We start from the raw sequence: 26980 nt of genomic DNA, 5'->3' as shown, positions 1-26980 counted from the left end.
TGCGCCGCAGCCGGCTCCGCCACTTTTTCTCAAGGAGTTACCCGTGTCTAAGGCTATCCCCGTGTTCCCATTTTCCGTGCCCGGCCATTTGGGCGCGCTCTGCCTGATGTTGTCGCTGGGCAGCGCCATGCCGGCCTGGGCCGACAGCGGCGTGGCCCTGTTTTCGCCCAGCGGCACCGTCAAGGCCGTGCGCCAGGCGCGGGCCCAGTTCGCCACGCCGATGGTGCCGTTCGGCGACATGGGCTTGCCCGCGCCGTTCGCCATCGATTGCGGCAAGGCCGAGCCTGCCGTCGTGGCGGGGTCCGGGCGCTGGGCCGACGAGCGCAACTGGAACTTTGATTTCGAGCGCGACTTGCCGGCCGGCGTGGCCTGCAGCTTTACCCTGAAGCCGGGACTCAAGGACCTGGCGGGCCTGGCCTTGCAGGGAAGTACTTCCTACCGGTTTTCCACGGGCGGGCCGGCCATCGTCGACGCCGTGCCGTATGACGGCCAGCCCTACATCGATGAAAACCAGATTTTCGTGCTGGGCCTGGACGCCGTGCCCAACGAGGCCAGCGTGGCGGCGAACGCGTATTGCCGCGCCGATGGCATCAATGAAAAGATTCCCGTCCGTTTGCTCAAAGGCAAGGAACTGGAGCAGGTATTGACCTTGCGCAAGAACTTTCTCGACCGCTACCTGACTGTCTACTTCAAGGCGCGCGGCGGCCTGTGGAAGGTGGGCATGCCCGTCGCCAGCAAGGGCGCGCCGCCGCTGCCCGTGACCGTGCTGCAATGCAAGCGCAGCTTCCCCGCCAACGCCAAGGTGTCGCTGGTGTGGGGCGAGGGCATCGCCGCCGCCAGCGGCATCGCCACGGGCAAGGCGCAAAGCCTGCATTACCGCACGCGGCCCGATTTCACGGCCAGGTTCAGCTGCGAACGCAGCAACCCCAAGGAGCAGTGCATCCCTTTCCTGCCCATGCGCGTGCAGTTTTCCGCGCCCGTGAAGGCGTCGCTGGTGCGCGCCATGACCCTGAAGGGCGGCGGCAAGACGTATGCGCCGAGCATCTCGAAAGAGGAAGAAAAAGCGGAATTCTTGCAGGATGCCACCTTCAAGGGGCCGTTTCCCGTACAGGCCAGTTTTGTGCTGAGCTTGCCGCCGGGCTTGAAGGACGACGCGGGCCGCGCCCTGCTCAACCAGGCGCGCTTCCCCATGACGGTGCACACGGGCGAACAGCCGCCGCTGCTGAAGTTCCCGGCCCCGTTCGGCATCATCGAAGCCAAGGGCGACGGCTTGCTGCCCGTCACCGTGCGCAATATCGAGCCGGTGCTGTCGGGCAAGGAAGTCGCGCAAGCCTCGGCTGCCGCCACGGGCGCCACCTTGCGCGTGCCCGACAATGACGACAAATTCATCATCGAGTGGATGCAGCGCCTGGCCGGCAATGGCGACGGCGGAGAGTACTGGCAGCCATACGCCCAGTATGCGGGCAACATGAGCAAATCCGTGCTGGCCGGCGCCACCGGCGCGCGCCCGCTCAGCCTGCCCCGTCCTGACGGCAAGAAAACCTTTGAAGTGATCGGCATCCCTTTGCCGAAACCGGGCTTTTATGTGGTCGAGCTGGCCAGCCCCATCCTCGGCAAGGTGCTGCTGGGCAAACCGACGACGGCGTACATCCGCACGGCCGCGCTGGTGACGAACCTGGCGGCCCACTTCAAGCATGGCGCGCAATCGTCGCTCGTGTGGGTCACCTCGCTGGACAAGGGCGCGCCTGTTGCGAAAGCGCAAGTGGCCGTGCGCGACTGCGCCGGCAAGCTGCTGTGGCAAGGCGCCACGGGCGCGGACGGCGTGGCCCACATTCCCGGCGAGCTGGCCAATTCCAGCTGCAAGAACAATGGCCGCTACTTTATCAGTGCGCGCAGCGGCGGCGACATGACGTTTACGCTGTCGGACTGGGTGGGCGGCATCGAAGCCTGGCGTTTTAACTTGCCCACGGACGACACGCGCGCCGACAACACCCTGCTGGCCACCGTTTTCGACCGCACCCTGCTGCGCGCCGGCGAAACCGTGCACATGAAGCACTTTATTCGCAAGCACACGGCCGAAGGCATGAGTCTGGTCGACAGGAACAACGGCCCCGGCAGCGCCACCTCCGTCGTCATCACGCACCAGGGCAGCGACCAGAACTATCAATTGCCGCTGCGCTGGTCCGCCGGCGGCACGGCGGAAAACGACTGGCTCATTCCCGCTGACGCCAAGCAGGGCGAATACAGCGTCACCATGGCGGGCCGCCCGTCCGGCAGTTTCCGCGTGGAAGCGTTCCGCGTGCCGACCATGAAAGCCGTGCTGCAGGGGCCGAAAGCGCCCGCCGTGCAGGCAAAGCAGCTGGCCCTCGACGCGCAAATCACTTATCTGGCCGGCGGCGCCGCCACCAACGCGCCCGTCAAGCTGCGCACGGTGCTGCAGGACAAGAGCGTGACGTTTGCCGATTATCCCGACTATAGCTTCAGCAATGGCGACGTGAAGGAAGGTCTCGTCAAACAGGGCACGGGCTACGACGACGATGAAGGCGAGTGGCAGGACGAGGGCCGTGGCGGCCCCTCCGGCGCCGGCGCGGCTGCCGCGCGCACGCAAAGCTTGACCCTGGACAAGGCGGGCGGCGCGCGCATCGTCATCGACCAGCTGCCGCAGCTGTCCGTGCCGCGCGACCTGGTGGCGGAAATGGCTTTCCAGGATGCAAATGGCGAGACGGCTTCCATCGCTGCAAGAGTACCGCTGTGGCCGTCGAACTATGTGATCGGCATCAAGCCTGACGCCTGGGCCTTGAGCAAGGATGCCTTCAAGTTCACGGTGGCCGTGCTGGGCACCAATGGCAAGCCCGTGGCAAATGCCGCCGTGGCCGTCGACTTCTTCCAGCGCAACAGTTATTCGCACCGCCGGCGCCTGATCGGCGGCTTTTATGCATATGAAAACAGCAGCGAAGTGGTCAAGCTGGGCCCTGCGTGCTCGGGCAAGACGGACAACAAGGGCCTGTTGATCTGCGACGTGAAGGCGCCCGCCAGCGGCAATCTGATTCTGCGCGCCCGCACGCAGGATGGGTCCGGCAACGCGGCCGTCGCCAACCGCGAAACCTGGGTGGCCGGCAGCGGCGACTGGTGGTTCAACGCCAGCGATAATGACCGCATCGACGTGTTGCCGGAAAAGAAACGCTATGAACCGGGCCAGGAAGCGAGCTTGCAGGTGCGCATGCCGTTCCGCTCGGGCACGGCCCTGATCACGGTCGAGCGCGAAGGCATCCTCGACACCTATGTGCGCCAGCTCAATGGCCGGGAACCGGTGGTCAATATCCCCGTCAAACCGAACTATGCGCCGAACGTGTATGTGTCCGTGTTTGTCGTGCGGGGCAGGGTCGATGGCGTGCAGCCGACGGCGCTGGTGGACCTGGGCAAGCCGGCCTACAAGATGGGCATCGCGCCGCTGAACGTGGGGTGGCAGGCGCATGAGCTGAACGTCATGGTGGTGTCCGACAAGGAAGTATATAAGACGCGCGACAAGGCGGAGGTCTCCGTGCGCGTGCGCCGCGCCGACGGCAAACCGCTGCCGGCCGGCGCCGAAGTGGCGCTGGCGGCCGTCGACACGGGTTTATTGGAGCTGATGCCCAACGATAGCTGGAAGTTGCTCGACACCATGATGGCGCAGCGCAGCCTGCAGGTGGAAACGGCGACGGCGCAGATGCAGGTGATCGGCAAGCGCCACTTCGGCCGCAAGGCGTTTCCGGCCGGCGGTGGCGGCGGCAAGGGCGCCAGCCGCGAACTGTTCGACACCCTGCTGTTCTGGAAGGGCACCGTCAAGCTCGACGCCAAGGGCGAAGCGACGGTGCAAGTGCCGCTCAACGATTCCTTGACGGGCTTTCGCATCGTCGCCATCGCCAGCGCGGGCCAGGAATTGTTCGGCACGGGCAGCACGGACATCCGCAGCTCGCAAGACCTGATTTTGATGTCGGGCTTGCCGACCCTCGTGCGCGAAGGCGACCAGCTGCGCGCGGGCTTTACGGTGCGTAACACCTCGGCAGCGCCCCTGAGCGTGGAACTCAATGCCAGCGCGGCCGGCAAGGCGCTGCCGCGCCAGAGCTTGACCCTGGCGGCGGGCGAAGCGCGCGAGACGGGCTGGGATTACCAGGTGCCGCTCGGCGCGGCAAGTCTCGTGTGGGAGATCAGCGCGAAAGCGGGCGGCCACACCGATAAACTCAAGATCACGCAAAAGGTGGGCCAGGCCACGCCCGTGCGCACGTACCAGGCCACCTTGCTGCAGATCGACAAGCCCGTCAATATGTCCGTGCAGATGCCGGCCGGCGCCTTGCCGGGCCGGGGCGGCATCCAGACCAGCTTTGTCGCCAGGCTGGGCGGCGAGCTGCCCGGCGTGCGCGAGTATATGGCCGCCTATCCGTACACCTGCTTCGAGCAAAACACGTCGAAGGCCATCGCCCTGCAAGACCAGGACGCGTGGAACCGGCTGGCCGCCCGCCTGCCCGCCTACCTGGACAGCGACGGCTTGCTGAAATATTTCCCCATCATGGAGCAGGGCAGCGACAGCCTGACGGCCTACGTGCTGTCGGCCACCAGGGAAGCGGGCTACGCGATTCCGGAACAGACGAAGAACCGCATGGAAGCAGCCCTGACGGCCTTCGTGCAGGGCAAGATCGTGCGCCATTCCGCGCTGCCCACGACCGACCTGGCCGTGCGCAAGCTGGCCGCGCTGGAAGCGCTGTCGCGTTCTGGCAAGGTGCCGCCCGACGCGCTGGAGAGCATCAGCATCAGCCCGAACCTGTGGCCGACCTCGGCCGTCATCGACTGGAGTCTGTTGCTGCAGCGCACGCCTGGCCTGGCGCGCCGCGATGCCTTGCAGGCCGAGGCGCAGCAGATTCTGCGTTCGCGCCTGAATTTTCAGGGCACGACCATGGGCTTTTCCACCGAGCGCAAGGACAACTGGTGGTGGCTGATGGTGTCCGGCGACGTCAACGCCAACCGCCTGCTGCTGGCCGTGATGGACAATCCGGCGTGGAAGGACGACATCGGCCGCCTGGTGCGCGGCAGCATGGGCCGCCAGAAGAAGGGCCGCTGGGATACGACGGTGGCCAACGCCTGGGGCACCCTGGCCATCGCCAAATTCTCGGCCACATTCGAATCGACGCCCGTGACGGGCGCCAGCGCGGTGAAACTGGGCGGCGATACGCAGGCGCTCGTGTGGAATGGCGCGGCGAAGGTCGGCCCCGTGCTGCAGGCGTGGCCGAAGGGCACGGACACCCTGGGCCTGGCGCACAGCGGCACGGGCAAGCCCTGGGCCACCGTGCAAAGCCTGGCGGCCATCCCGCTCAAGGCGCCCGTCTCCAGCGGCTACACAATCAGGAAAACCGTGACGCCCGTGGAACAAAAGACGGCCGGCGCCTGGTCGCGCGGCGACGTCTACCGCGTGCGCCTGGACTTGTCGGCGCAGGCGGACATGAGCTGGGTGGTGGTCGACGACCCGATCCCGGCCAGCGCCACGGTGCTGGGCAATGGCCTGGGCCGCGATTCGCAGCTGCTGACGGCCGGCGAGAAATCCACGGGCTGGGTCTGGCCCACGTTCGAGGAGCGCGCGTTTGACGCCTTCCGCGCCTACTACGCCTACGTGCCGAAGGGCAACTGGAGCGTGGAATACACGGTGCGCCTGAACAATGCGGGTGACTTCAGCCTGCCGGCCACGCGCATCGAAGCCATGTATTCGCCCGAGATGTTTGGCGAGTCGCCGAATGCGCATGTGAAGGTGGGGCAGTGAAGAACTTGATCTTGATCATGGGCTGCATGCTGGCCGGCCCGGTCTTCGCTGAAGCGATATTGACGCCGGCCCAGGTGCAGGCCGCCTACCGCAGTTCGGAAGCGCAGTTGCTCGACCGTGGCGGCGCGCCCCTGCAATCGTTGCGCGTGGACATGAAAGTGCGGCGCTTGCCGTGGGTGCCGCTGGCCGATATTTCACCGGCCGTGCAGCAGGCCGTGCTGCTGGCGGAAGACCAGCGCTTCATGCGCCATGGCGGCGTGGATGTGTCCGCGCTGGCCACAGCCGCCTGGGACAATCTGTTTTCCAGGAAACCCCGGGGCGCCTCGACCATCACCATGCAGCTGGCGGGCCAGCTGGACGCGGATTTGCAGGCATCCTCGGGCGGACGCAGCCTGCGCCAGAAATGGGACCAGATGCGCGCCGCCCAAGCCATCGAGGACAGCTGGAGCAAGGCGCAGATTTTCGAAGCGTACTTGAACCTCGTGTCGTTCCGCGGCGAGCTGCAGGGCATCGCCTCCGCCTCCTACAGCCTGTTCGGCAAGGCGCCATCGGGCCTGAACCAGACGGACGGCATCATCCTGGCCAGCCTCGTGCGCGCGCCGAATGCGCCGCCGGCCGCCGTCACGCGGCGCGCCTGCGCGCTGGCAAAAGAATGGCGCATGGACAGCAGCTGCCAGCTGATCGGCCAGCGCGTGCAGACGGCCCTGCAGCGCACGGCCCTGTACGCGGACCTGGCCCCCGCGCCGCAGGTGGCGCAGCAGCTGCTGAAACAGCCGGGCGCCCAGGTCGCCAGCACGCTCGACGGTGCGCTGCAGCGCTTCGCGCAGGAAAACCTGCGCCAGCAGCTGGGCTCTTTGCGCGAGCGCAATGTCAACGACGGCGCCATCATCGTGTTGGATAACCGCAGCGGCGACATCCTGGCGTATGTCGGCAATGCGGGCGGCAGCCACGTCGATGGCGTGACGGCCCTGCGCCAGGCCGGTTCCACCTTGAAACCGTTTTTATATGAACTGGCCATCGAGCGCCGCCTGATGACGGCCGCCTCCGTCATGGACGACTCGCCGCTGGACGTCGCCACGGCGTCGGGCATGTATGCGCCGCAAAACTACGACCGCAATTTCAAGGGCTACGTCAGCGCCCGCACCAGCCTGGCCAGTTCGCTCAACATTCCCGCCGTGCGCACGGTGCTGCTGACGGGGCAGGACGGTTTTTATAACCGCCTGAAGGACGTGGGCCTGTCCAGCCTGACGGAGCCGGCCGAATACTACGGTCCCTCGCTGGCCCTGGGCTCGTCGGAAGTGACCCTGCTGGAACTGGCCAACGCCTACCGCGCGCTGGCCAATGGCGGGCTGTACAGCACTGCCAGCCTGCAGCCGGGGCAGGCGGGCAAGGACAGGCGCCGCGTGATGGAGGCGGGCGCCGCCTTCATCGTTGGCGATATCCTGGCCGACCGCGCCGCGCGCAGCATGACCTTTGGCTTGCGCAACGAGCTGGGGACGAATTTCTGGAGCGCCGTCAAGACGGGCACGAGCAAGGACATGCGCGACAACTGGTGCATGGGCTACTCGGCGCGCTACACGGTGGGCGTGTGGGTGGGCAATTTCGACGGCAAGCCCATGTGGGACGTGTCGGGCGTGACGGGCGCCGCGCCCGTGTGGCGCGACGTGATGGACTACCTGCACAAGAACGTGCCCAGCCATGCGCCGAAAGCGCCGCCCGGCGTGCTGCAGCAAATGGTGGCGTACCAGCCCGCGCTGGAAGCGCCGCGCCGCGAATGGTTTATCGCGGGCACGGAAAGCCCCGTCATTGCCGTCGTGGGCGACACGGTGAAGCCGCCCGCCATCGTCTATCCGGCCGAGGACAGCATCCTCGCCATCGACCCCGACATCCCGCCCGCGCTGCAGCGCGTGTTCTTCCAGGCGCAGGGCAGCCGCGATTTGCGCTGGGTGCTCGACGGCAAGGACCTGGGCGGCGCGGCGGAGAGCATCAGCTGGCGCCCCGTGCCCGGCAGGCACGCGCTGGCCCTCGTCGATGACGCGGGCAAGACGGTGGCGCGGGTGGCGTTCCAGGTGCGGGGGAATGCGCTGGCGCAGCTGAACTAGGCGGTGTGGCTTGTTCCCTTGGGCAACCCAGGCCTGCCAAAAAGTGTTTACGGCGCGCTGATGATCTTCGTCAGCGCAATGCGGTACGCGGGCTGCACGTCGCCATCCTGGTCAATCTTGTCCGTCATGATCACGCCGAAACCTTGCGCGTACCACACGTATTCGCCGCTTTTGCCACGGCTCTTGCCACCGACGTCATGCAGTTCGAACTTGCAGGCGTCGGGGAAGCGGCGCCCGCCCAGTTCCAGGCGCTCCCAGCCCAGGAAGGTGATCGAGAAATCGCGCTTGTCCGTGCGCGTGGAGGTGGTGATCTTGTCGGACAGGCCCGCCAGCGGGTAGTGGGTGCTCGTTTGCGTGTCCGTGAACTGCACGCGCACTTCCTGGCCAGGGCGCATTTTGGCGGGGATGGCGGACTGCGGCGCGTAGACGTTCTTGCTGCGCACGGTGCCGTCTTCGTTGTAATGGACCGTGCCCGTCAGGAATACCTGGCCGTCGCGGATGTCCTGGTAGGACGTGGCCAGCAAGACGCCGCCGTCGAGGATCAGCTGGATACCCTTGAGTTTCTTGCCTTCGAAGACTTCCTCGACGTTCACTTGCGCGTCGCCATTGTTCTTGCTGAACTTGACGCCCGTCGTCAATTCCATGCACTCGCCCACCGTCGGCGCCGCCTGTACGCCCGCGGCCGCCAATACGCCTGCCGCCACCAACACTTGCCATGCTGCTTTCATTGTCATCCCGGCTATCTTGTAAAGGCGTGATGATAGCGTGCCTTGGAGCAATGTGGCGCAGCGCTGATCCTATTTCGCAGGGGCGACGGGGATGCTCGGCACAGCGGGTGTGGACGCTGGTGGCGCCGTCGGCTTGCCGCGCCGCGTGCGCTTGTCCGTGCGCGTCCTGGCGGGCTTGGCGTCGTGGATCAGCCTGCCTTTGTTGTCGAGCTTGTCGGACTGGTCCGATTGCTGGCCCGGATCCCTGGCATTGTTGGTGTGGTTGCCCGTCTGGTTCACATTCGTCGTCGACTGGGCTTGGACCCAGGCGCCGCCGACGGTCATCAGGGTGGCGGCCAGCAAGAGAGCGGCGGTTTTCATGGCGGTGTCCTGTGCAGAAGTGAGGTTGAGCTTGCATTCTCACACACGATACCGCCCGCACGGGTAGGACGCCGCCGCATGGCCGTGTCGGCCATTTGCTTCAGATCAACGGAATTGCTCCGTCGAGATGTCAAAGCGCTTGAGCTTGTCGTACAGGGTTTTCTTCGGGATATTCAGGCTGGCGGCCGCATCGATGACGTTGCCATTGTGGCGGCGCAAGGCTTCCTCGATGATGGAAATTTCGAAGGTGTCGACCTGTTCGGCCAAGGATGCCTCGCGGCAGCCGGCCGGACTGAGCGTGTCGTCGAGCAGGCCCAGCACGAAGCGGTCGGCCACGTTGTGCAGCTCGCGCACATTGCCGGCCCAGCGCTGCGCCATCAGGGACGCGATCAGTTCGCCGCTGACGAGGGCGGCCGGCTGGCCGTAGCGCAGCGCCGCCTGCAGCACGAAAAATTCGAACAGCAGGGGGATATCCTCGCGCCGGTTGCGCAGCGCGGGCAGCGTGAGGCTGGCCACGTTCAGGCGGTAATACAGGTCGGGCCGGAATTTTCCTTGTTCGGCCAGCACATTGAGGTCTTCCTTGGCGGCGGCGATCACGCGGAAATTGACGGATATCAATTTGTTGGAACCGAGCCGCTCGACTTGCCGCTCCTGCAGCACGCGCAGCAGTTTCACCTGCAGGGCCAGCGGCATGCTTTCGATTTCGTCGAGGAACAGCGTGCCGCCGTTCGCGTACTCGATCTTGCCGATGCGCTGGCGCTGCGCGCCCGTAAACGCGCCTTCCTCGTGGCCGAACAGTTCCGATTCGAAGATCGATTCGGGCAGGGCGCCGCAATTGATGGCCACGAAAGGGTGGTCGCGCCGCTCGCTGAAGTCGTGCAGGCAGCGGGCGATGAGTTCCTTGCCGGTGCCCGTTTCGCCGAGGATGATGATGTCGGCCGACTTCGGCGCCAGGTTCAGCACCAGCTGGCGCACCTTGGCCATGGCGGCGCTGCGGCCCACGATGCGCGCCTCGATGCCAACCCGCTGTTCGAGCTGGCGGCGCAAGTTCATGTTTTCCAGCACCAGGTGGCGTTTATCCAGGGCGCGGCGGCACACTTCCACCAGCAGGTCGGCGGAAAACGGTTTTTCGATGAAATCGTAGGCGCCGCGGCGCATGGCGCCCACGGCCATCGACACGTCGCCATGGCCCGTGACGAGGATGACGGGCAGGCTGGCGTCCTGTGCCACGGCGATATCGAGCAGTTTCAAGCCGTCCATGCCGGGCAGCTTGATATCGCTCAATAAAATGCCGGCAAATTCGGGCACCAGGTAGGGCAGCGCTTCCTCGGCCGTGGCGACGGCCGTCACTTGCAGGCCCGCCAGTTCCAGCGATTGCCGCGCGCCCTTGCGCACGACGGCATCGTCTTCCACCAGCAGCACTTGCATGCCTTCAAAATTATTCTCGTGCATCAGATATTTCCTTCGTCTCTATCCCCCGGGTCGCAGCTCAGGGTGATGGTAAATTGTGCGCCGCCCCCTTCCTGCGCGCTGCGGTTGCGCACGGCCAGCGCGCTGCCGGCCGCGCGCAGGATGCCGGCGCTGATCGACAATCCCAGGCCCAGCCCGTGTTCCTTGGTGGTATAGAAGGGGTCGAAGATCTTGTCGAGCGAGGCCAGGGGGATGCCGGGGCCATTATCGGTGATATGGATGACGGCGAGGGTGGCTTCGCGGCGTATCTGGAACCAGATCTGCACGGGTTCGCCTTCCGGCACGGCATCCATGGCATTCGTGATCAGGTTGGTAAACACCTGTTCCAGGCCGATGGCGTTGCACAGCACGATGATGTCGTCCTCGGGCCAGCTTTCATGCAGGATCAGGCGCTGCGAACCCTTGCGCGTGCGGATCTGCAGCATGGTCTGCGCAAATGCCTGGCGCACGCTGACGGGCTTGCGGGCGTCGTCGCTGCGCCGCGCAAAGCCTTTCAATTGCGATGTCACGTAGCCGAGGCGCTTGACGAGGTCGGAAATCGTGGACAGATTGTCGAGCGCATCGTCGATCCGGCCGCGCGCCAAAAACACCTTGGCGTTGTCGGAAAACGTCTGCAGGGCGGCCAGCGGCTGGTTCAGCTCGTGCGTGACGCCGGCCGCCATCTGGCCGATGGCGGCCAGCTTGCCGCTTTGCACCAGTTCCGCCTGGGCATAGCGCAGGGTCTGCTCAGCCCGCTCGCGCTCGGCCACCTCGGCCTGCAGGCGGCCATTCGCGTGGACCAGGTCGGCCGTGCGTTGCTCGACCTTGATTTCCAGCTGTTCATAGGCGCGCGCCAGCGTTTGCTGGGCGTTGAGCTTGTCGGCGATGCGGCGCCGGCGCTGGCGCGCATACATCAGGGCCAGCAGCAGCAAGGCCCAGCCCAGCGCCGCGGCGATGGCCGCGTTGCGCGCCGCCTCTTCCACCTGGTCGAGTTCGGCCAGCACCGTGATCTGCCATTGCAGGGGCCCCAAGGCGCGGTTCACGGCCAGATAGTCCACCTTGTCGGCGCTGCCGGACAGGGCCGGCGCATCGCCAGCCTGCGGGCGCTCCAGGGTCATCAGGCTGGCGCCGTCGGCGAACTGGCGCCGCACCTTGTGCGGCAGGATGGGCAGATTTTCCTGCAGGAACTGGCGTTGTGCGCTGATGTCGCTCTTCGCTTCCGCCGACAGCGGGGCCAGGGTCTTGAACTTGAAGGCGGGCGTGGTGGCCAGGATGATCACGCCATTCGCATCCTTGACCCAGATCTGCTCGCCCGCGCCCGGCGTGCGCCACGATTGCTCGATCCAGTCCAGGTTGACCTTGGCGGCGACGACGCCGAGGATGCGGCCATCGCGCTGCACGGGCTGGGAAATGAAATAGCCGGCCTCGAAGGTGGAAAAGCCGATGCCGTAGAAGCGGCCGATGCCGCCCGCGATGGAATTCTTGAAATACGGGCGGAAGCCGTAGTTGACGCCCACGTAGGAGCTGCGGTCCTGCCAGTTGCTCGACGCCAGGGTCGTGCCCTTGTCGTCGAGCACGTAGACGGCAAAGGCGCCCGCGCGGCGGTTCATGTCGACCAGGTAGGCATTGATCTGCGTCACCCTGCCGGCGCTGGGCTGCTCCAGCAGTTGCGCCACGGCATCGCTCTGGGCCACGGCCAGGGGCAGGAATTCGTATTTGTTCAGGGCGCCGCCGATGGACGCCGCGTACAGTTCCGCGCGCGAATCGAGGGTGCGGTGCAATTCATCGAGCTGGCGCTGCTTGACCCAGGCATACGAGGCCCACGTCAGCACGACCAGCGAGCCCACGGCCAGCAGGGGGGCAAGCAGCTGTCTCAGGGGCCATTTGCCGAATGCCATGGTGCTCCGTCTATTTGGTTAAGCTTGCGTGTGCCGCAAAGAAGGAATTGTAGTGTACGGTGGGATTCACCCGAATGGGCGAATCCTGATTTACGACTGACATGCAAAGTTGCAGTGTCTGACAAAACCGAAGCTGAAACCCGCAAGTCGAGGACTGGGGTCGGACCTTAAGGCCCGACCCCGGCACTTGCTTTCTGGTTTGGCCGCACGACGACTAATCTGCCGTACTTGCCATGGTCTCGGCATTGTGATGACGCTGCTGCTCTTCCATCACCATCTCGCCCAGCATGCGCTTGAGGCGGTTGAACTCGGGGTCGCTCGGGTCGCGCGGGCGGGGCAGTTCGATGGCCACGTCGCGCTTGATGGTGCCGGGACGGTAGGTCATGACGATGGTGCGGTCGGCCAGGTAGATCGATTCTTCGATCGAGTGCGTGACGAACACGATGGTGGTGCCGAAGACTTTCCAGATTTTCAGCAATTCATCCTGCAAGTTGCGCCGCGTCAAGGCGTCCAGCGCGCCGAATGGCTCGTCCATCAGCATGATCGGTGAATCGAGGGCCAGCACGCGGGCGATCGCCACGCGCTGGCGCATGCCGCCGGACAAGTCTTTCGGGTAGCGGGTACGGAATTCCGTCAAGCCCAGCATGCTCAGCAGCATGTCGACCCTTTCCTTGATTTCGGCCGGCGTCTTGCCGGCGATTTCCAGGCCGAAAGCGATATTGCTCTCGATGGTCATCCAGGGGAATAGCGCGTATTCCTGGAACACCATGCCGCGGTCCGGACCGGGGTCGGTGATCAGCTTGCCGCCGGCCAGGATCTGGCCCGACGTCGGCTGCGAAAAGCCGGCGATGGCGTTGAGCAGGGTCGACTTGCCGCAGCCGGACGGCCCCAGCAGGCAGATGAACTCGCCGCTGGCGATTTCCAGGTTGATGTCCTTCAGGGCGATGACGTCGGCGCCGCCCGTGGTGAAGATTTTATTGACTGCTTTGATGCTGATGGTGGTCATGGCCGTTCCTCTCAGTGTTCCAGGCCGCGGTGCCACTGCAGCAGATGATTATTCAGGGCATTCATGGCGATATCGATGGCCAGGCCGAACAGGCCGATGGTAAACATGCCGGCGATAATCTTGTCAGACCAAAAATACTCGCGCGCTTCGAGGATGCGGAAACCGAGGCCGCTGTTGACGGCAATCATCTCCGCCACGATCACGACGATGAAGGCCGTGCCCATGCCGATGCGCGCGCCGGCCAGGATGTAGGGCGTGGCGGCCGGCAGGATGACGCGGCGGAACATGGTCATCTGGCTGGCGCCCAGGTTGCGCGCGGCGCGGATATAAATGCCGTCGACCTGGCGCACGCCGGCGATGGTATTCATCAGTACGGGGAAGAAGGAACCGATGCTGATCAGGAAGAAGGCGGGCGGGTTGCCCAGGCCGAACCACAGGATGGCCAGCGGAATGTAGGCGATGGGCGGAATCGGGCGCAGCACCTGCACCAGCGGGTCGAACAGTTTATAGACGGTCTTGTTGGTGCCCATCAGCAAGCCCAGCGGCAAGGCCAGGCCGGCGCCGATGGCAAAGCCGCCCAGCACGCGCGACAGGCTGGCCCAGGCGTCGTGCGGCAGCTCGCCGGAGAACATCCACACCAGGTAGTTGCCCGCTTCGGGCGTGTAGGCTTGCATGGGGATCAGGTATTCATACCATTTCACCAGCACGGCCACGGGCGAAGGCAGGATTTGCGGATTGATCCAGCCAAACGTGGACAGCGCTTGCCAAAGAAGCAATGCGGCTGCGGGCACGGCGGCGCCGTGCGCGAAGCGTTTCATCATTTGTATATTCATCGTAATACTTTCAGATTAGCGAGGTGCGTAGGACTTCTTGGCTTTTTCCAGCAGGTCCAGCTTGACCCAGTCCTTGGCGGCAGGCGGTTTGGCCATGCGGCCCACGCCGAACTTCACCATGTAGTCGGTGGTCAGCTGCACGTGGTTCTGGGTGATGTCTTCCGTGAAGATGGCGTTGTCGATGGCGTCGCGGTAATCCTCGCTCGTGATCTGGTTCTTGAACATCGATTCGCGCACGTATTTTTCCGCCAGTTTCGGGTCGGCCAGGAAGGCGCGGGTGGCGGCGACGAAGCAATCCATGAAGCGCTGGGCCACGGCCGGCTTTTCCTTGTACATCTTTTCCGTCATCACGAGGGCGCGCACGGGCTCGCCCAGCGGTGTGTCATAGGGCTTGAGGATGGCCGAACCGTATTTCTTGTGGATCGCCTGGGTCGAGTACGGCTCGGACTGGCTCATGGCGTCGATGTCGCGGGTCAAGAGCGCCTGGTTCAGGTCCGGGTAGCCCATGTACAGGATCTGCACGTCCTTGCCCGGCTTGTCCGACCAGGTCAGCTTGGCCTTCGACAATTCGGCAAACAGCAGGATTTCCTGCGGACCGCCGCGTGTGACGCCGACCTTCTTGCCTTTCAGGTCGGCGATGCCCTTGATGTTCAGGTCGGCACGGCCGACGATCTGCACGCCGCCCTTGGCGAAACCGCCCACCAGGTAGACGGGCAAGCCCGTGGCGCGGCCGGTGATGGCCGCTTCCAGCGCGCTGGCCGACACGTCGACTTCGCCGGCGATCATGGCCGGCACGATGTCGAGGCCCTTGGCGAAGATGCGCTCTTCGATCTTCAGGTCGTATTTCGGCGCGATTTCCTTCATGTAGGCGACGGCGCCGTAATGGGCGAATTTCAGGTTGCCCAGGCGAACGGTATCGGCCGCGTGGACGGCCAGCGGGAATTGCGCGGCCAGCGCGACGGCGACGGCCAGGGCCTTGGTGTTGAGGAAGGACGCGATGCGGAAGGTGCTTGCCATGCTGTTGTCTCCAAAAAAGGTAGATGGTTTTATATGGTGGGTCAGGCTGCCGCTCTGGCGGCGGCTATGAAAATATAAAAGCATCTTCCGTGCCAGTGGAGCGCATTTTATCGTTTATGGCAAGTGATTGTTTATAAAGGTTTAATTTGAATCTATTGAAAAGCGGAAATACTGACATTCCGCTTTTCCGCACGCCGGCGGTAAATGGCGTGCGGATTACCGCACTGGCGCCGGGGCGGGAGGGGCCGGTGCTGGCGGCGCGGGCAGGCAGTTTTGGCGCGCGCGGATGAACCTAAATGGCGCGGCCGACTCCAATCGTAAAAAAACGCGTTGCAAACCGACTGGCAACGCGTAACTCCCCCGTGGAGTAGGGACGGCGCCGCGCGGGCGCCTGATCAATGGCCGACCGGCGGCCTTATTTCGGCGCCGTGGCCGGCGGCAACGCCGGCGCGGTGGCCGGGTCCGTCAGCGGCGCGGGCGGCGTCACGTGGCCAGGACCGGCTTCCGGCATGGCCGGGGCGGGCATGACTTGCGGGGCGGACGCGGGATTGGGCGCCGTTTCAGGCAGCGGCGGTTCGGCGGGTTTTTTACAGGCGGACAAGGTGAGCAGGGCCGCGGCGGCCAGCAGGGAAGGCAGGTTCATGACGGTTCCTTTGCAGAGTATCAAGATTATCACGATGCGGGCGGCGCCGGCGGATGCGCTTGCGCCATGCGCGAAGCTTAAATTTATTGCAAGAATGCTGGCGCTTCTGTTCGCCACTTCACCTTGGGGACAGATTTACATGTACCAGAGAAATAATTCACCAAGGAAATATTTTTCACTTTCTTGTTCCTAATGTTCGTTAACGCACAGACTGAGGGGGCACACGATGGCATTCTGTGGTCAGACGCCCAGGATTTGTGGCTTTCTGGCATAAAAATTGCCAAGAACTTAACAATCCGGGCTACCGGCAATCGTTAAAAAGGAGTATTCAAATGCATGCAATGACTCAGTCTCACGTGAAGAGCGAATTAAAGGCAGCGCACCAGGAACTTCGTAGCCCCGAAAAAGGCTCGCAAATGGTCGAACGAGTAGCACCCATTCCCCCGGAACGCATGAATCCCATTTCCATGGCCCCGATCGAGCGCGTGCGTTCGACGTCGGCCACCCTGCGCCGCATCGAAAACATGCAAAAGCTGATCGGCGAACTGTCGCTGCACGAGATGCTGGCTGATGAAATCGCCTGGTTCCTCAAGTTTTCGCCGTCGGGCGCCCGCAAATACATCCGCGACCTGCGCGAAGCGGGCGTGATCGAACTGGCACGCTATATCGAAGGCACGGCCACCTATCTGGGCAAGGCAGTGTACCAGCTGACGCCGGACCCTGAGCGCGTGCGCGCCTTCCTGGCCGCCATCGTCCAGCCGAAACGCGAAGGCGCGCCGCCGCGCAAGGACCGTCCCGGCCTGCGCGAGCAAAGCATGGCAGGCAGCGGCCGCCACTTCCACATCCTGGCCGACGACACGCATTACGCCATCCGCGTCAACCGCGGTCCCGTGACGCGCGATCCGCTGGTGGCCGCCCTGTTCGGTGCGCCGCAGCAAAAATCTGCAGAATAACGCCTGACCAAACCTCGCGCGGCGTGCGGCCTGCGATGCTCACCGTACTGGAGTACGGTTGCGCTTCTTGGCCACAACTCATCGCCGCTCGCTACGGTTTTGACAGGCGTTGTAACGTTGTAATGAAAGAATGAAAGCCGGGTTGCGACCCGGCTTTTGGCGTTCGAGCCAGCCCTTTGATCTTGGCGGATTGAAAAGATGTTAATCAACCCCATGTGGGCTGGACTGCCGCCGCGCGACGCGCGGCTTCACCTGAAGGAGCTTGTCCTTGCCTGCCTACGCCGCCGTATTATTTTCCTGCTACGTTATCCTGCATCGGGCCGCCGCATGAACCCGCTGCTGTGGATCGCCCTCGTCACGGCCGCCATCGCCCTGTCACTGTGGCTGCCCCGCTGGCGCTTGAAGCGGGCGCTGGCCAGGCCCTTGCCGCCCGCAGGGCTGGCCGTGCTGGAACAGAATATTCCCGTCTACCGCCACATGCCGGCGCCCCTGCAGGAGCAATTGCGCCGTCTCGTCGTGCAATTCCTGTACCAGAAGAAATTCGTCGGCTGCGGCGGCCTGGAGATCACGGACGAGATGCGCTACACCATCGCCGGCCAGGCGTGTTTGCTGCTGCTCAATCGCCAGACCCAGGTGTATCCCGAGCTCGACACCATCCTCGTGTATCCCACGGAATTCATTGTCACGCGCGATGAAGTGGGGCCGGGCGGCGTCGTCACGCCATCGGCCAACGGTTTATTGGGCGAATCCTGGGGCGATGGCCGCGTCGTGCTGGCCTGGGACCACGTGCAGCGCGGCGCGGCCGACTGGAGCGACGGCCACAATGTGGTGCTGCATGAATTCGCCCACCAGCTCGACAGCGAATCGGGCGCCGCGAATGGCGCGCCCTACCTGCCCACGGTGTCGAGCTACCGCAGCTGGGCTACCGTGCTGTCGCGCGACTTCGACAACCTGCGCCACGACGCCATGTACCGGCAGCAAAGCGTGATGGACCACTACGGCGCCACCAATCCCGCCGAATTCTTCGCCGTGGCCACGGAAACCTTCTTTGAAAAGCCGTACCAGATGGCCGAGCACCACGCGGAACTGTACGAGGAGTTTCTCAAGTACTACAAGGTCGACCCGCGCGACTGGATGGCGCCGCCCGTGGAGCCGGAGCACATGGTCTCGCCGTTTCCCAGCTACGCGCCGCACTGCTAGGCGGGGACTTACATGATTTACTCATAAGCAAGGCTGAAAAGATTCCTTTTTGGAAATAAGGACGCTGCGGTCTAATGGCGGCATTCGTAATCCACCAGAGGAATCCCATGCAGACCCGTCTTCATTTCGCCGCGCTTCTTTTCACTTCCATCGCCTTCACCCAGGTAGCGCAAGCGGACCAGCTGGCCGCCGTCAAGGCGAAGGGCGAGCTGGTCTGCGGCACCCTGGGCACGGACGAGCCGAACAGTTTCATCGACGCCCGGTCGCGCCAGCTGGTCGGCTATGAAGTGGACCTGTGCCGCGCCATCGCCCAGGGCCTGGGCGTCAAGCCGGTGATCAGGCAGCTGGCCGTGGCCGCCCGCATTCCCGAATTGCAGCAGGGCCGCGTCGACATCCTGACGGCGTCCTTGACGCACAACAAGGAACGCGAGGCGCTCGTCGACTTCTCGCTGTCCACGTTTTACACGGGCCAGCGCGTGCTGGTCAAGAAAAGCAGCAACATCACCAGCATTGCGGGACTGGCCGGCAAAAAAGTGTTGACCGTCAAGGGCGGCACGCAGGAACCGAATCTCCGCAAGGCCGTGCCCGGCGTGGACGTGGTGACGTTCGAGACGGCGGGCCAGGCGTATTTGGGCTTGCAGCAGGGCAAGGGGGTCGGCTATGTCGACGATGAAGTGTCCCTGCTCAACAACTACGCCAAGCTGGGCGCCGCGCAAAAAGACTATATTGTGCTGCCGCAAAACATCAGCCAGGAAGTGTTTGCCTTCGGCATCCGCAAGGGCGAGAAGGGCGTGAAAACGGCCGTCGACCAGGTGCTGCGCGGGCTGGAAAAATCGGGCGAAGCGGAAAAACTGTTCTTCAAATGGTATGGCCCGACGAGCAACGTGAAATTTCAAAAACGGAACTTCAAGATTGAATCGGACAAGATCGACGCCTGAACCTTGCCTGACGCTTCCGCATGTTTGATCTGCACTTTTTGCTGTCCGGCGATTACCGCGACTGGCTCGCCGCCGGCCTGCTGCTGTCCTTGCAACTGATGGGCATCACCTTGCTCCTGTCCCTGCCGCTGGCCTGCGGCGTGGCCATGCTGCGGCTGGCCCCGTCGCGCCTGCTCAATGGGCTGGGCATGGCGTATGTCGAGCAGATCCGCAACGTACCGTTGCTGGCGCACTTCCTGTTCTGGTATTTCGGCGCGCCCGAACTGCTGCCCGATGCGTGGAAGGAGCGCTTGTACGCCGGCAATATCGAAGCCGTCAGCGCCGTCACGGCCCTGACCCTGTACACGGCCGCCTACATGGCCGAAGACATCCGCAGCGGCATCCGCGCCATTCCCGCCCAGCAATTCGAGGCGGGCCGGGCGCTGGGCCTGAGTTTTCTCGCCACCATGCGCCTGTGCATCGTGCCGCAGGCGCTGCGGCTGGCGGCGCCGCCGCTGCTGTCGCAAACCCTGACCCTGTGGCAAAACACCAGCATCGCCACCGTCATCGGCGTGGCCGAGCTGATGTACCAGACGCAGCGCGTGGAAGCGGCCTCGTTCCGCAGCGTGGAGGCCTTCGTCTTCGCCAGCGCGGCCTACCTGGCCGTCTCGCTGATGCTGTCCGGCCTGGCGGCCTCGCTGCAAAGGAAGGTGGCCTGATGCTGGAACTGATCCACGACTACTGGCTGTATTTCCTCGTCGGACGCTATCCCGAGGGGCCGCTGGGCGGCCTGGCGCTGACGCTCGTGCTGGCCAGCCTGGCGCTGGTGCTGAGCCTGCCCGTGGGTCTGCTGCTGGGCCTGGCCCGCATCAGCCCGTGGCGCGCCCTGCGCTGGCCCGTGACGGTGCTGATCCATGTGGTGCGCGGCATTCCTTTGTTGCTCGTCATCTTCTGGGCGTATTTCTTCCTGCCCAGCATCACCGGGCATGAAAGCGGGCAGTTCGGCACCATGCTGGCCGCCCTCGTCCTCTTCGACGGCATGTATCTGGCGGAAATCGTGCGCGCCGGCGTGCAAGCCGTGCCCAAGGGACAGGTGGAGGCGGCCCGCTCGCTGGGCCTCACTTACCTGGACAGCCTGCGCGCGGTGGTGCTGCCGCAGGCGCTGCGCCACATGCTGCCCTCGCTGGTGAACCAGTTCGTCTCGACCATCAAGGAAACCTCGCTCGGCACCATCATCGGCCTGGCCGAAGTGTCGTTCATCGCTTCGCAAGTGAACGGCCTCGTGCTGACCAAGCCCGTGCAAGTGTATTTCCTGCTGGGCATGACGTATTTTGTTTTATGTTTCAGCCTGTCGCGCGCCGCCTTCTGGCTCGAGCGGCGCCAGGCGCGTCTCCTGAAAGCGGCAGCATGATTACCTTTGACAACGTCAACAAATACTATGGCGAGTATCACGCCTTGCGCGAGATCAATGAACACGTGGCCAGGGGCGAGGTGCTGGTCGTGTGCGGCCCGTCCGGCTCCGGCAAGTCGACCCTGATCCGCACCATCAACCGCCTGGAGCCGATCGCTTCAGGCCGCATCGCGGTGGCCGGCCAGGATATCCACGCGCCGGGTCTGGACGTGAATGCCTTGCGCTCGCATATCGGCTTTGTCTTCCAGCAATTCAACCTGTTTCCCCATTTGTCCGTGCTGGCTAATTGCACGCTGGCGCCGCAGCGCTTGCGCGGCCTGGGCCGCAAGGAAGCCGAGGCGCGCGCACTGGTTCTGCTGGAAAGGGTGGGCCTGGCGCACAAGGCCGGCGCCAGGCCGGCGGACCTGTCCGGCGGCCAGCAGCAGCGCGTGGCGATTGCCCGCGCGCTGGCCATGCAGCCGCCGCTGATGCTGTTCGATGAACCGACGAGCGCGCTGGACCCGGAAATGGTGGGCGAGGTGCTGCAAGTGATGCGCGACCTGGCGCGTGACGGCATGACCATGGTGTGCGTGACGCACGAGATGGGTTTTGCGCGCGAGGTGGCGGACCGCGTCTGGTTCATGGACCACGGGCAAGTGCTGGAGCGGGCCACGCCGGACGAGTTTTTTGCGCGTCCGCAACATGCGCGCGCGCGGCAATTCCTGGCCGATATCCGCAGCCCGCTGGGCCTTCCCGCCTGACGATTGCGCGGCTGTGTGCGCAAGCGAACGGTATTTCGCCGGCGTCCGGCGCACGCTATCGTGACAAGTGGCGCGCGGTGCGCCAGCAGCCGACCAGGAGGACAGCATCATGTCACGCATCATTGCAGGTCATTTTCAGTTGCAGGAACAGGTCGACGCCGCGCGCGCCGCCCTGAACCAGGCGGGCTTTCCCGATAGCCGCATCAGCGCCTTCTTTGTCAACCAGCCGGGCCAGCACGATCTGCATGCGCTCGGCGGCGACCGCGACGTGTCGCCCGGCGCCAGGGAGACGCCCGTGGGCGTGGTGGAGGGCGTGGCGGTCGGGGCCGCCGTCGGCGCGGGCATCGGCGCGGCCACCGCGCTGGCCACGGGGCCGCTCGGTCCCGTCGTCGGCGCGCTGGTGGGCGCGCATGTGGGCTCGCTCTACAGTTTCAACAAGATGAAGGAAGCGGGCGAGCCGGAAGGCCATGGCGACGGGAATGGCGAAAACCGCCGCCAGCCCCGGCATCCGGGCATGCTGATCGCCGTGGCGCTGGGCGGCCTCGACGAGCGCGAACGGGCGCTCGAGGCGCTGCACCGGCTGGGCGCCGAGCATATCGAGGAAGCGGAAGGCACGATCGTCAATGGCGACTGGCATGATTTCGACCCGCTCAGCATCCCCGTGCTGGTGGCCTGATGTGGCGGCGATATCGTCAGCCTTGGCATAAATGCCGCGCAGCACGAAATTTAGGTATTATTCTTGTTAGTATTGGTAGTGATTGCTAAAACAATGCCGACAGGGATAGTTTCCGTGCGCCCGCAGTGAGATGGACCCAGGTGACTGCCCGCAGTACTTGCCTCGCATGCTAACGAGTATGGATAGGAGGGCGCGTCATGACACAGGCATGGTTCATTCTGACACGGGCCGACGGGCGCGACATCTGCGCGCCCTCGCCGGCACAGCTGGCCGATGCGCTGGCTGAGGTGTACCGCAGCCCCGTCGTCACGCCGGACGGCGGTCCGGCCGCCGTCGTGTTGCGTTTTGGTTACGATGACGGCCTGATGTATCAGGTCGAGGTCGCTAGCGGAGGCGAAGTCACTTTCGAGGAATGGTCGGACCGCGATTGCGAAATCGCCCTGGCCAGCCCGCGCCACATGTCCGCCCTGCCACAGGACGCCGCGCTGCAGCTGTGGCAGTGGCTGGCGCAGCGCCAGGTGGCGAAGATCCGCAGCCAGCCCTGGCAGGGCGGCTAGCCTTGCCGTCTTTCCCACTGCCTAGTGCGCCATCAGCACGGGAATCGTCATGCTCTGCAGAATCGTGCGCGTGACGCCGCCCAGGATGGTTTCGCGCAGGCGCGAATGGCCATACGCCCCCATCACCAGCAAATCGGCCGACAGGTCGGCCGCCTGCGACAGCAGCGCTTCGCCGATGTCGCCGCGCCGCACGCCGCCGCCATCGAGCAGGTGCACGCGCGCCGCCACGCCGTGGCGCGCCAGGTAGTGCAGCAGTTCCGCGCCCGGCTGTTCACCGTGCTCGGCCGCATGCACCTGGGCGTCAAAGATGGCGACGTGGACTTGCCCGGCGCGCTGCAGCAGCGGCAGGGCGGCGCTCACGGCGCGGCTCGCTTCCTTGCTGGCATTCCATGAAATGAGCACATTGCGCGCGGCCGCCGGCGGCGCCAGCAGGGGCAGCGGCGGCGCATACGGCACGATCAGCACGGGGCGGCCCGAGTGCAGCAGCACATAGGCGGGAAAATCGCGCATCACGGACGGCGATTTATCCTTGGCATTGTATTGGCTGATGACCACCAGGTCCGCATAGCGGGCCAGCACGCTGATGCCGCCCGCCGCCTCGTCGTCGACGACGCGCTGCTCGAACGAGGCGACGCCGGCCGCGCGCACCTGTTGCTCGAAACCGGCGAGGGAGCGCGTGGCCCGTTCGCGCAGGAAATTGAGGTGCAGCGCCAGGTTCGGATCGGCATCGAGGTCGGGCTGGTTCTGGTACAGCAGCCGCGACACGCCCGTCAGGGCCACGCCCGTCAGGTGGCCGCCGCAAGCCTGGGCGATGCTGGCGGCCGCTTCGATGCGGGCGGCGCGTCCCGCGCTGTCGTCGATGTGGAGCAATACGGTTTTATACGTCATGGCCTGGCCTCTCGCTATGCAGTAAGACCCATTCTGGCACAGTCCGGGGCGCCGGCCGCGCACGACTGCGGCCGGCGCCTGCTGCGTCAGTTCATGGCGATGATGATGTCGGCGTCACAGTTGCGGTAATGAATCACGATGACGATGATGCGCCGCAATTGCGCCGCCCTTTGCGCCACCTCCAGCATGGCGCGGTCGGCGCGGTTCTTCATGGTCACCTGCACTTGCGAGGCATCGCTGACGGGGATGCCCATGGCTTTCAGCGCCGCTTTCGGGTTGGCCATCAGGGCCAGCGCATGCTGTGGATCGAGTTCCGCCTGATGCAGCGATTCCACGTCGCTCATGCCGGGATTGATCTCGTTGAACAAGTCCCTCAATGCTTCCGTATCGTCCTGGATTTCCATCGCGTTCTCCTTTGAATCATGCCATCAGGTAAGGATTAGCTGCCTTGCCCGCCGAGCTGCCATCACCTCCTTGAAAAGTATGATTTTGATAATTTTTATCGTATGGACACAGCGCAGACGAACGCGTGCATATGCAGGCTCAGCCTTTGATCTGGCGCAATGCCGTCGCTAAAAGCGCCACCTACACTTGATCCCACGCAGAACAACCACAACAAGAGGGGAGACGGCAATGAAGGAACAGAAGGTGGCGCTGGTGACGGGCGGCATGGGCGGGCTGGGCACGGCCCTGTGCCGGCGTTTGCACGATGCGGGGCTGATCGTCGTGGCCGCGCATACGCCGGGCAATCCGCGCGTGCAGCAGTGGCTCGACGGGCAGCGCGAGCAGCATTACCATTTCCAGGCGCTGGCCGTCGACGTGGCCGATTTCGCCGCGTGCAGCGAGGCCGTCGGCAAGGTGCTGGCGCAGTTCGGTCACGTCGACGTGCTGGTCAACAACGCCGGCATCACGCGCGACCAGAGCATGCGCAAGATGGAGCTGCCGCACTGGTCCGAGGTCATGCGCACCAATCTCGACAGCCTGTTCAACATGAGCAAGCAGGTGCTCGAACCGATGCTGCAACAGCGCTGGGGCCGCATCATCAATATCTCGTCCGTGAACGGCCAGAAGGGTGCGTTTGGCCAGTGCAACTACGCGGCCGCCAAGGCGGGCGTGCATGGCTTCAGCAAGGCGCTGGCGCTGGAAGTGGCGCGCCACGGCATCACCGTCAACACGGTCTCGCCCGGCTACCTGCGCACGCAGATGGTGACGGCCGTGCCGGCCGATATCCTGGAAACGAAGATCCTGCCGCAAATCCCCCTGGGCCGCCTGGGCGAGCCGGACGAGGTGGCGGCGCTGGTGGCTTACCTGGCGTCCGACGAGGCGGCGTTCGTGACGGGTGCGAACATTGCCATCAATGGCGGCCAGCACATGAGTTAAGCAAGCTGAGTCAGGCAAGCGCGCAGCTTGCGGCAGGGCAATGGCAGTAGAGGAGACCCGTCCACCCAGCCGGCGCGCACGATGCTGGCGGGGGACGATAACAGGCAGCAAGGCTGGAAAGCAGGGGGCAGGGCAGCGATGCCTTGCCCTTTGTCATGGCGTGACGGCGCGGACGGCTGCGTGGCCGCGCCGCTTGCCGGCCTAGCGCTGCGCCTTTTCCAGCCGCGTCTGGCAATCGATGCACAGCCGCGCTTCGGGGCGGGCGTTCAGGCGCGACAGGCCGATGGCTTCGCCGCAGTTGTCGCACAGGCCGTAGCTGCCGTCGGCAAACTTGGCCAGCGCATGCTTGATGATGGCCAGCTGCGCCAGGTTGTGCTCGGCCGCTTCGCTGACGAGGGCGTTCAAGGTGCGCACGCTGGCGTTGTCGGCCGGCGAGGCTTCGATTTCATTGAGCAGCGAGGCGCGCGCATCCGCTTCGGCCGCTTCGCTGTCGATCTGTTCCTGCAGCGCCTGCTTGCGCTGCTCCAGCTCGCCGCGCAGGCGCTGCAGCTGGTCTTGCGGCAATCCGTTCATGGCTGTCCCCGATAGGCGTCTCCCCTCTATGGTAGTCCAGTATGGGCGGTTCTGCTTGCGCTACTGCCTGCGCCGCGTTTGACGCGGCGCAGGCAGGCAAGGGCCGTTCTATGCTGGTTCTTTCAGGCAGTTGACCATCCAGGCAACGCCGAACTGGTCTTTCAGCATGCCGAAGCGCTTGGCCCAGAACGTTTCGGCCAGCGGCATCTGGATGTTGCCGTCACGCGCCAGCGCGTCGAACGCCCGTTCCGCCTCTTCCGGCGTATCCACGGTCAGGCAGACCGAGCAGCCGCTCATGCCCCTGGCGCCATCCTCGCTGCAGCCGCCGTCCGAGCCCATCAGCATGGTGGGACCCAGTTGCACGGAACCGTGCATGATCTTGTCGTACCAGTCTTCCTTGACTTGCTCCTGGCCTGGCGAGCCCCGGTACGGCATCAGGCACAGGTCCGTGCCATGCAGGTGCTGGCGGTAGTATTCCATCGCTTGCGCGCAATTGCCATTGAATTGCAAATACGGTTCGATACGCATATTGGCCTCCTCTGGTCGTCCCGCAGGCGTGATTGCCATGCGGGGACGTCCCAGTATAGGCGCTCGCCGGCCGATTTCAATCAGTCCTGCGCCATCTCTTGCAGCCGCTCACGCACCTTGCCCACGCTGGCGAGGATACGCTCGGGGCTGCCTGCCAGCACGGAGCTGCCCAGGTGCAATAAACTCGTGGCCAGGCTGATCCACTGGCGCACGTCGTCGTTGCGGGCGATGCTTAGGCGCACCGTGTCGAGCAGGCCGCTGAGCTGGCGCTGCGCCGTGTCCAGGCCCACTACCGTATGCCCGGCGGCATCGGCATACAGCTGGTTGGCTTGCTGGCGCAGGGCCACTTCCAGCGCGAAGACGGCGTGCGCCTGGCTCAGGCTGATGCCGTTTTCTCCCTGGCTGGCGCGCTTGCGGATGGCGCGCATGACGGCGCCATGCAGGGTGACGGCCGCCTGCGACAGGCTGTCGGCCAGTTGCTCCACGCGCATGGCGCTGCTCAGGGCCGCTTCGCGGCGTTCGCTGCCTGGTGATCCGTCCATCTTGCCTCCGTGGCTGCGGCGGCCAGGCGCGCATGCTCGCGCGCCAGGTCCGCCAGGTGCTGGCGCGTCAAGGTATGGCGCAGGCCGGCCAGCCGGTATTCTTCACTCTTGCTTTGCTGCATGCTTTTCGCCAGCACGGCCAGCAGGCGCTGCTGCGGCGTGTCCGCATATGCAATTTCCACCTCGAGCAGGCCGAGCACCACGTCGCGTTCGTTGTCGCCGCTCTTGTCGTACAGCGCCAGCAGGCTGTCGAGCGCGGCCAGCAGGGTTTGCAGGGGCGCGTCGCCGTCGTGCAGCACCTGCGCCAGCTGCGCCTGCTGGCTGGCCGCCCCGGCCAGCCGGGCCAGCTGCTGCAGCAGCACGGTGTAGGCGCTGACATGGCGGTCGTCGATGCCGCTGCCGGGCCAGGCGCGGATGGCCGCGCCGGCGCCGGCCAGTTCGGGCTGCACGTCGTAGGCCTCGGCCTGCGCCAGGCGTCCCAGCGCCTGCAGGTACAGGCGCACGGCCTGCGCCACGCGGGCCACGTCGGCCTGGGCGGCGCGCCGCTGCGCATCGAGCGCGCGCTCGCGCGCATCTTCGGCGGGCGACAGGTAGGGACGCGTGCGCTGGTAGCTGTCCACGTGGCGCTGCGACAGCTCGCTGAAGGCGTTCAGGGCCGTGCCGCCGGCGGCCAGGGCGCGCACTTGCGCCAGGTCCGTGCGCGGGCTGGCGCAGGCGCACAGCAGCACGGCCAGGCAGAGGCACAGGGCACGGCGATGGCGGGCGGGCAGGGCGGACACGGCACCTCTCGA

The 26980-nt window shown here is 64.9% G+C and carries 25 protein-coding genes; 11 read left to right on the top strand and 14 right to left on the bottom strand.

Annotation, left to right across the window (positions count from 1 at the left end; genetic code table 11):
- Positions 1-43 precede the first annotated feature (43 nt).
- Positions 44-5788 carry an alpha-2-macroglobulin family protein gene (locus tag AC07VI_RS14420; protein ID WP_492993238.1) on the top strand — a complete coding sequence of 1915 codons (5745 nt, stop codon included), beginning with the start codon at positions 44-46 and terminating at the stop codon, positions 5786-5788.
- A 17-nt stretch (positions 5789-5805) separates the two neighbouring features.
- Entirely contained in the window at positions 5806-7890 is a 2085-nt protein-coding gene (gene pbpC, locus AC07VI_RS14415; RefSeq protein ID WP_099375208.1) for a penicillin-binding protein 1C, read from the top strand.
- A gap of 47 nt (positions 7891-7937) precedes the next feature.
- Here the strand turns inward: pbpC and AC07VI_RS14410 are convergent, their stop codons facing one another.
- The 8 genes from AC07VI_RS14410 to AC07VI_RS14375 all read right to left on the bottom strand — a co-directional run bounded on the left by AC07VI_RS14410 (position 7938) and on the right by AC07VI_RS14375 (position 15824).
- Entirely contained in the window at positions 7938-8624 is a 687-nt protein-coding gene (locus tag AC07VI_RS14410; protein ID WP_143450697.1) for a hypothetical protein, read from the bottom strand.
- Positions 8625-8687: 63 nt separating this feature from the next.
- Positions 8688-8978 carry a hypothetical protein gene (locus AC07VI_RS14405; protein WP_099420728.1) on the bottom strand — a complete coding sequence of 97 codons (291 nt, stop codon included), beginning with the start codon at positions 8976-8978 and terminating at the stop codon, positions 8688-8690.
- Between the two features lie 105 nt (positions 8979-9083).
- Positions 9084-10430 carry a sigma-54-dependent transcriptional regulator gene (locus tag AC07VI_RS14400; protein WP_034758888.1) on the bottom strand — a complete coding sequence of 449 codons (1347 nt, stop codon included), beginning with the start codon at positions 10428-10430 and terminating at the stop codon, positions 9084-9086.
- Entirely contained in the window at positions 10430-12325 is a 1896-nt protein-coding gene (locus AC07VI_RS14395; protein ID WP_492993241.1) for a sensor histidine kinase, read from the bottom strand. Before AC07VI_RS14395 ends, AC07VI_RS14400 begins: the two co-directional genes overlap by 1 nt.
- 214 nt (positions 12326-12539) lie before the next feature.
- Positions 12540-13331 carry an ABC transporter ATP-binding protein gene (locus tag AC07VI_RS14390; protein WP_076570415.1) on the bottom strand — a complete coding sequence of 264 codons (792 nt, stop codon included), beginning with the start codon at positions 13329-13331 and terminating at the stop codon, positions 12540-12542.
- A gap of 11 nt (positions 13332-13342) precedes the next feature.
- Positions 13343-14164, bottom strand: coding sequence for an ABC transporter permease (locus tag AC07VI_RS14385; protein WP_086147668.1), 822 nt, complete (start codon positions 14162-14164; stop codon positions 13343-13345).
- Between the two features lie 15 nt (positions 14165-14179).
- Positions 14180-15181: an ABC transporter substrate-binding protein gene (locus AC07VI_RS14380; RefSeq protein WP_492993244.1), complete on the bottom strand. Its 1002-nt coding sequence runs from the start codon at positions 15179-15181 to the stop codon at positions 14180-14182.
- 415 nt (positions 15182-15596) lie between these two features.
- Positions 15597-15824 (bottom strand): hypothetical protein, encoded by a 228-nt coding sequence (locus tag AC07VI_RS14375; protein ID WP_086147670.1) that lies wholly within the window; start codon positions 15822-15824, stop codon positions 15597-15599.
- A gap of 452 nt (positions 15825-16276) precedes the next feature.
- Here AC07VI_RS14375 and AC07VI_RS14370 point away from each other — a divergent pair, with 452 nt between their 5' ends.
- From AC07VI_RS14370 to AC07VI_RS14335, 8 genes are all read left to right on the top strand, one after another.
- A complete protein-coding gene (locus AC07VI_RS14370; protein ID WP_223278908.1) occupies positions 16277-16777 on the top strand; it encodes a winged helix-turn-helix domain-containing protein in 501 nt (166 codons plus the stop codon).
- 327 nt (positions 16778-17104) lie between these two features.
- Positions 17105-17977, top strand: a complete 873-nt coding sequence (locus AC07VI_RS14365; protein ID WP_099420730.1) for a M90 family metallopeptidase — start codon at positions 17105-17107, stop codon at positions 17975-17977.
- A 107-nt stretch (positions 17978-18084) separates the two neighbouring features.
- Positions 18085-18915: a transporter substrate-binding domain-containing protein gene (locus AC07VI_RS14360; protein WP_099420731.1), complete on the top strand. Its 831-nt coding sequence runs from the start codon at positions 18085-18087 to the stop codon at positions 18913-18915.
- A gap of 20 nt (positions 18916-18935) precedes the next feature.
- A complete protein-coding gene (locus AC07VI_RS14355; RefSeq protein ID WP_492993247.1) occupies positions 18936-19613 on the top strand; it encodes an amino acid ABC transporter permease in 678 nt (225 codons plus the stop codon).
- Positions 19613-20305 (top strand): amino acid ABC transporter permease, encoded by a 693-nt coding sequence (locus AC07VI_RS14350; protein WP_099375147.1) that lies wholly within the window; start codon positions 19613-19615, stop codon positions 20303-20305. The genes AC07VI_RS14355 and AC07VI_RS14350 overlap by 1 nt, the downstream gene beginning before the upstream one ends.
- Entirely contained in the window at positions 20302-21045 is a 744-nt protein-coding gene (locus AC07VI_RS14345; RefSeq protein WP_086147676.1) for an amino acid ABC transporter ATP-binding protein, read from the top strand. Before AC07VI_RS14350 ends, AC07VI_RS14345 begins: the two co-directional genes overlap by 4 nt.
- A gap of 109 nt (positions 21046-21154) precedes the next feature.
- Entirely contained in the window at positions 21155-21721 is a 567-nt protein-coding gene (locus AC07VI_RS14340; protein ID WP_086147677.1) for a glycine zipper domain-containing protein, read from the top strand.
- Between the two features lie 197 nt (positions 21722-21918).
- The gene (locus AC07VI_RS14335; protein WP_086147678.1) at positions 21919-22278 is read left to right on the top strand and encodes a hypothetical protein; all 360 of its coding nucleotides are present in this window, start codon (positions 21919-21921) and stop codon (positions 22276-22278) included.
- A gap of 21 nt (positions 22279-22299) precedes the next feature.
- Here the strand turns inward: AC07VI_RS14335 and AC07VI_RS14330 are convergent, their stop codons facing one another.
- Together AC07VI_RS14330 and AC07VI_RS14325 are read right to left on the bottom strand one after the other, a co-directional pair.
- Entirely contained in the window at positions 22300-23166 is an 867-nt protein-coding gene (locus AC07VI_RS14330; protein ID WP_086147679.1) for a universal stress protein, read from the bottom strand.
- 86 nt (positions 23167-23252) lie between these two features.
- A complete protein-coding gene (locus tag AC07VI_RS14325; RefSeq protein WP_086147680.1) occupies positions 23253-23570 on the bottom strand; it encodes a hypothetical protein in 318 nt (105 codons plus the stop codon).
- A gap of 229 nt (positions 23571-23799) precedes the next feature.
- Between AC07VI_RS14325 and phbB the strand changes: the two genes are divergently transcribed.
- Positions 23800-24546, top strand: a complete 747-nt coding sequence (gene phbB, locus AC07VI_RS14320; protein WP_099420732.1) for an acetoacetyl-CoA reductase — start codon at positions 23800-23802, stop codon at positions 24544-24546.
- A 201-nt stretch (positions 24547-24747) separates the two neighbouring features.
- Here the strand turns inward: phbB and AC07VI_RS14315 are convergent, their stop codons facing one another.
- The 4 genes from AC07VI_RS14315 to AC07VI_RS14300 form a co-directional block, all read right to left on the bottom strand.
- Positions 24748-25119 carry a TraR/DksA family transcriptional regulator gene (locus tag AC07VI_RS14315; RefSeq protein WP_086147682.1) on the bottom strand — a complete coding sequence of 124 codons (372 nt, stop codon included), beginning with the start codon at positions 25117-25119 and terminating at the stop codon, positions 24748-24750.
- A gap of 108 nt (positions 25120-25227) precedes the next feature.
- Positions 25228-25647 carry a VOC family protein gene (locus AC07VI_RS14310; protein ID WP_086147683.1) on the bottom strand — a complete coding sequence of 140 codons (420 nt, stop codon included), beginning with the start codon at positions 25645-25647 and terminating at the stop codon, positions 25228-25230.
- An 80-nt stretch (positions 25648-25727) separates the two neighbouring features.
- Positions 25728-26189: a hypothetical protein gene (locus AC07VI_RS14305; protein WP_086147684.1), complete on the bottom strand. Its 462-nt coding sequence runs from the start codon at positions 26187-26189 to the stop codon at positions 25728-25730.
- Positions 26147-26968 (bottom strand): hypothetical protein, encoded by an 822-nt coding sequence (locus AC07VI_RS14300; protein WP_086147685.1) that lies wholly within the window; start codon positions 26966-26968, stop codon positions 26147-26149. The genes AC07VI_RS14305 and AC07VI_RS14300 overlap by 43 nt, the downstream gene beginning before the upstream one ends.
- Positions 26969-26980 lie beyond the last annotated feature (12 nt).

The organism is Janthinobacterium sp. GW821-FHT03A03, assembly GCF_059421435.1.
Note: the sequence above shows the minus strand (reverse complement) of the source record. Positions and strands in the feature narration are given on the sequence as shown.

What these genes read in the sequence shown, in the direction of transcription:
- pbpC (WP_099375208.1), top strand. Translation starts at nt 5,806, where the DNA reads ATGGGCTGCATGCTGGCCGGCCCGGTCTTCGCTGAAGCGATATTGACG.
- AC07VI_RS14410 (WP_143450697.1), bottom strand. Translation starts at nt 8,624, where the DNA reads ATGACAATGAAAGCAGCATGGCAAGTGTTGGTGGCGGCAGGCGTATTG.
- AC07VI_RS14405 (WP_099420728.1), bottom strand. Translation starts at nt 8,978, where the DNA reads ATGAAAACCGCCGCTCTCTTGCTGGCCGCCACCCTGATGACCGTCGGC.
- AC07VI_RS14400 (WP_034758888.1), bottom strand. Translation starts at nt 10,430, where the DNA reads ATGCACGAGAATAATTTTGAAGGCATGCAAGTGCTGCTGGTGGAAGAC.
- AC07VI_RS14395 (WP_492993241.1), bottom strand. Translation starts at nt 12,325, where the DNA reads ATGGCATTCGGCAAATGGCCCCTGAGACAGCTGCTTGCCCCCCTGCTG.
- AC07VI_RS14390 (WP_076570415.1), bottom strand. Translation starts at nt 13,331, where the DNA reads ATGACCACCATCAGCATCAAAGCAGTCAATAAAATCTTCACCACGGGC.
- AC07VI_RS14385 (WP_086147668.1), bottom strand. Translation starts at nt 14,164, where the DNA reads ATGAATATACAAATGATGAAACGCTTCGCGCACGGCGCCGCCGTGCCC.
- AC07VI_RS14380 (WP_492993244.1), bottom strand. Translation starts at nt 15,181, where the DNA reads ATGGCAAGCACCTTCCGCATCGCGTCCTTCCTCAACACCAAGGCCCTG.
- AC07VI_RS14375 (WP_086147670.1), bottom strand. Translation starts at nt 15,824, where the DNA reads ATGAACCTGCCTTCCCTGCTGGCCGCCGCGGCCCTGCTCACCTTGTCC.
- AC07VI_RS14370 (WP_223278908.1), top strand. Translation starts at nt 16,277, where the DNA reads ATGAATCCCATTTCCATGGCCCCGATCGAGCGCGTGCGTTCGACGTCG.
- AC07VI_RS14365 (WP_099420730.1), top strand. Translation starts at nt 17,105, where the DNA reads ATGAACCCGCTGCTGTGGATCGCCCTCGTCACGGCCGCCATCGCCCTG.
- AC07VI_RS14360 (WP_099420731.1), top strand. Translation starts at nt 18,085, where the DNA reads ATGCAGACCCGTCTTCATTTCGCCGCGCTTCTTTTCACTTCCATCGCC.
- AC07VI_RS14355 (WP_492993247.1), top strand. Translation starts at nt 18,936, where the DNA reads ATGTTTGATCTGCACTTTTTGCTGTCCGGCGATTACCGCGACTGGCTC.
- AC07VI_RS14350 (WP_099375147.1), top strand. Translation starts at nt 19,613, where the DNA reads ATGCTGGAACTGATCCACGACTACTGGCTGTATTTCCTCGTCGGACGC.
- AC07VI_RS14345 (WP_086147676.1), top strand. Translation starts at nt 20,302, where the DNA reads ATGATTACCTTTGACAACGTCAACAAATACTATGGCGAGTATCACGCC.
- AC07VI_RS14340 (WP_086147677.1), top strand. Translation starts at nt 21,155, where the DNA reads ATGTCACGCATCATTGCAGGTCATTTTCAGTTGCAGGAACAGGTCGAC.
- AC07VI_RS14335 (WP_086147678.1), top strand. Translation starts at nt 21,919, where the DNA reads ATGACACAGGCATGGTTCATTCTGACACGGGCCGACGGGCGCGACATC.
- AC07VI_RS14330 (WP_086147679.1), bottom strand. Translation starts at nt 23,166, where the DNA reads ATGACGTATAAAACCGTATTGCTCCACATCGACGACAGCGCGGGACGC.
- AC07VI_RS14325 (WP_086147680.1), bottom strand. Translation starts at nt 23,570, where the DNA reads ATGGAAATCCAGGACGATACGGAAGCATTGAGGGACTTGTTCAACGAG.
- phbB (WP_099420732.1), top strand. Translation starts at nt 23,800, where the DNA reads ATGAAGGAACAGAAGGTGGCGCTGGTGACGGGCGGCATGGGCGGGCTG.
- AC07VI_RS14315 (WP_086147682.1), bottom strand. Translation starts at nt 25,119, where the DNA reads ATGAACGGATTGCCGCAAGACCAGCTGCAGCGCCTGCGCGGCGAGCTG.
- AC07VI_RS14310 (WP_086147683.1), bottom strand. Translation starts at nt 25,647, where the DNA reads ATGCGTATCGAACCGTATTTGCAATTCAATGGCAATTGCGCGCAAGCG.
- AC07VI_RS14305 (WP_086147684.1), bottom strand. Translation starts at nt 26,189, where the DNA reads ATGGACGGATCACCAGGCAGCGAACGCCGCGAAGCGGCCCTGAGCAGC.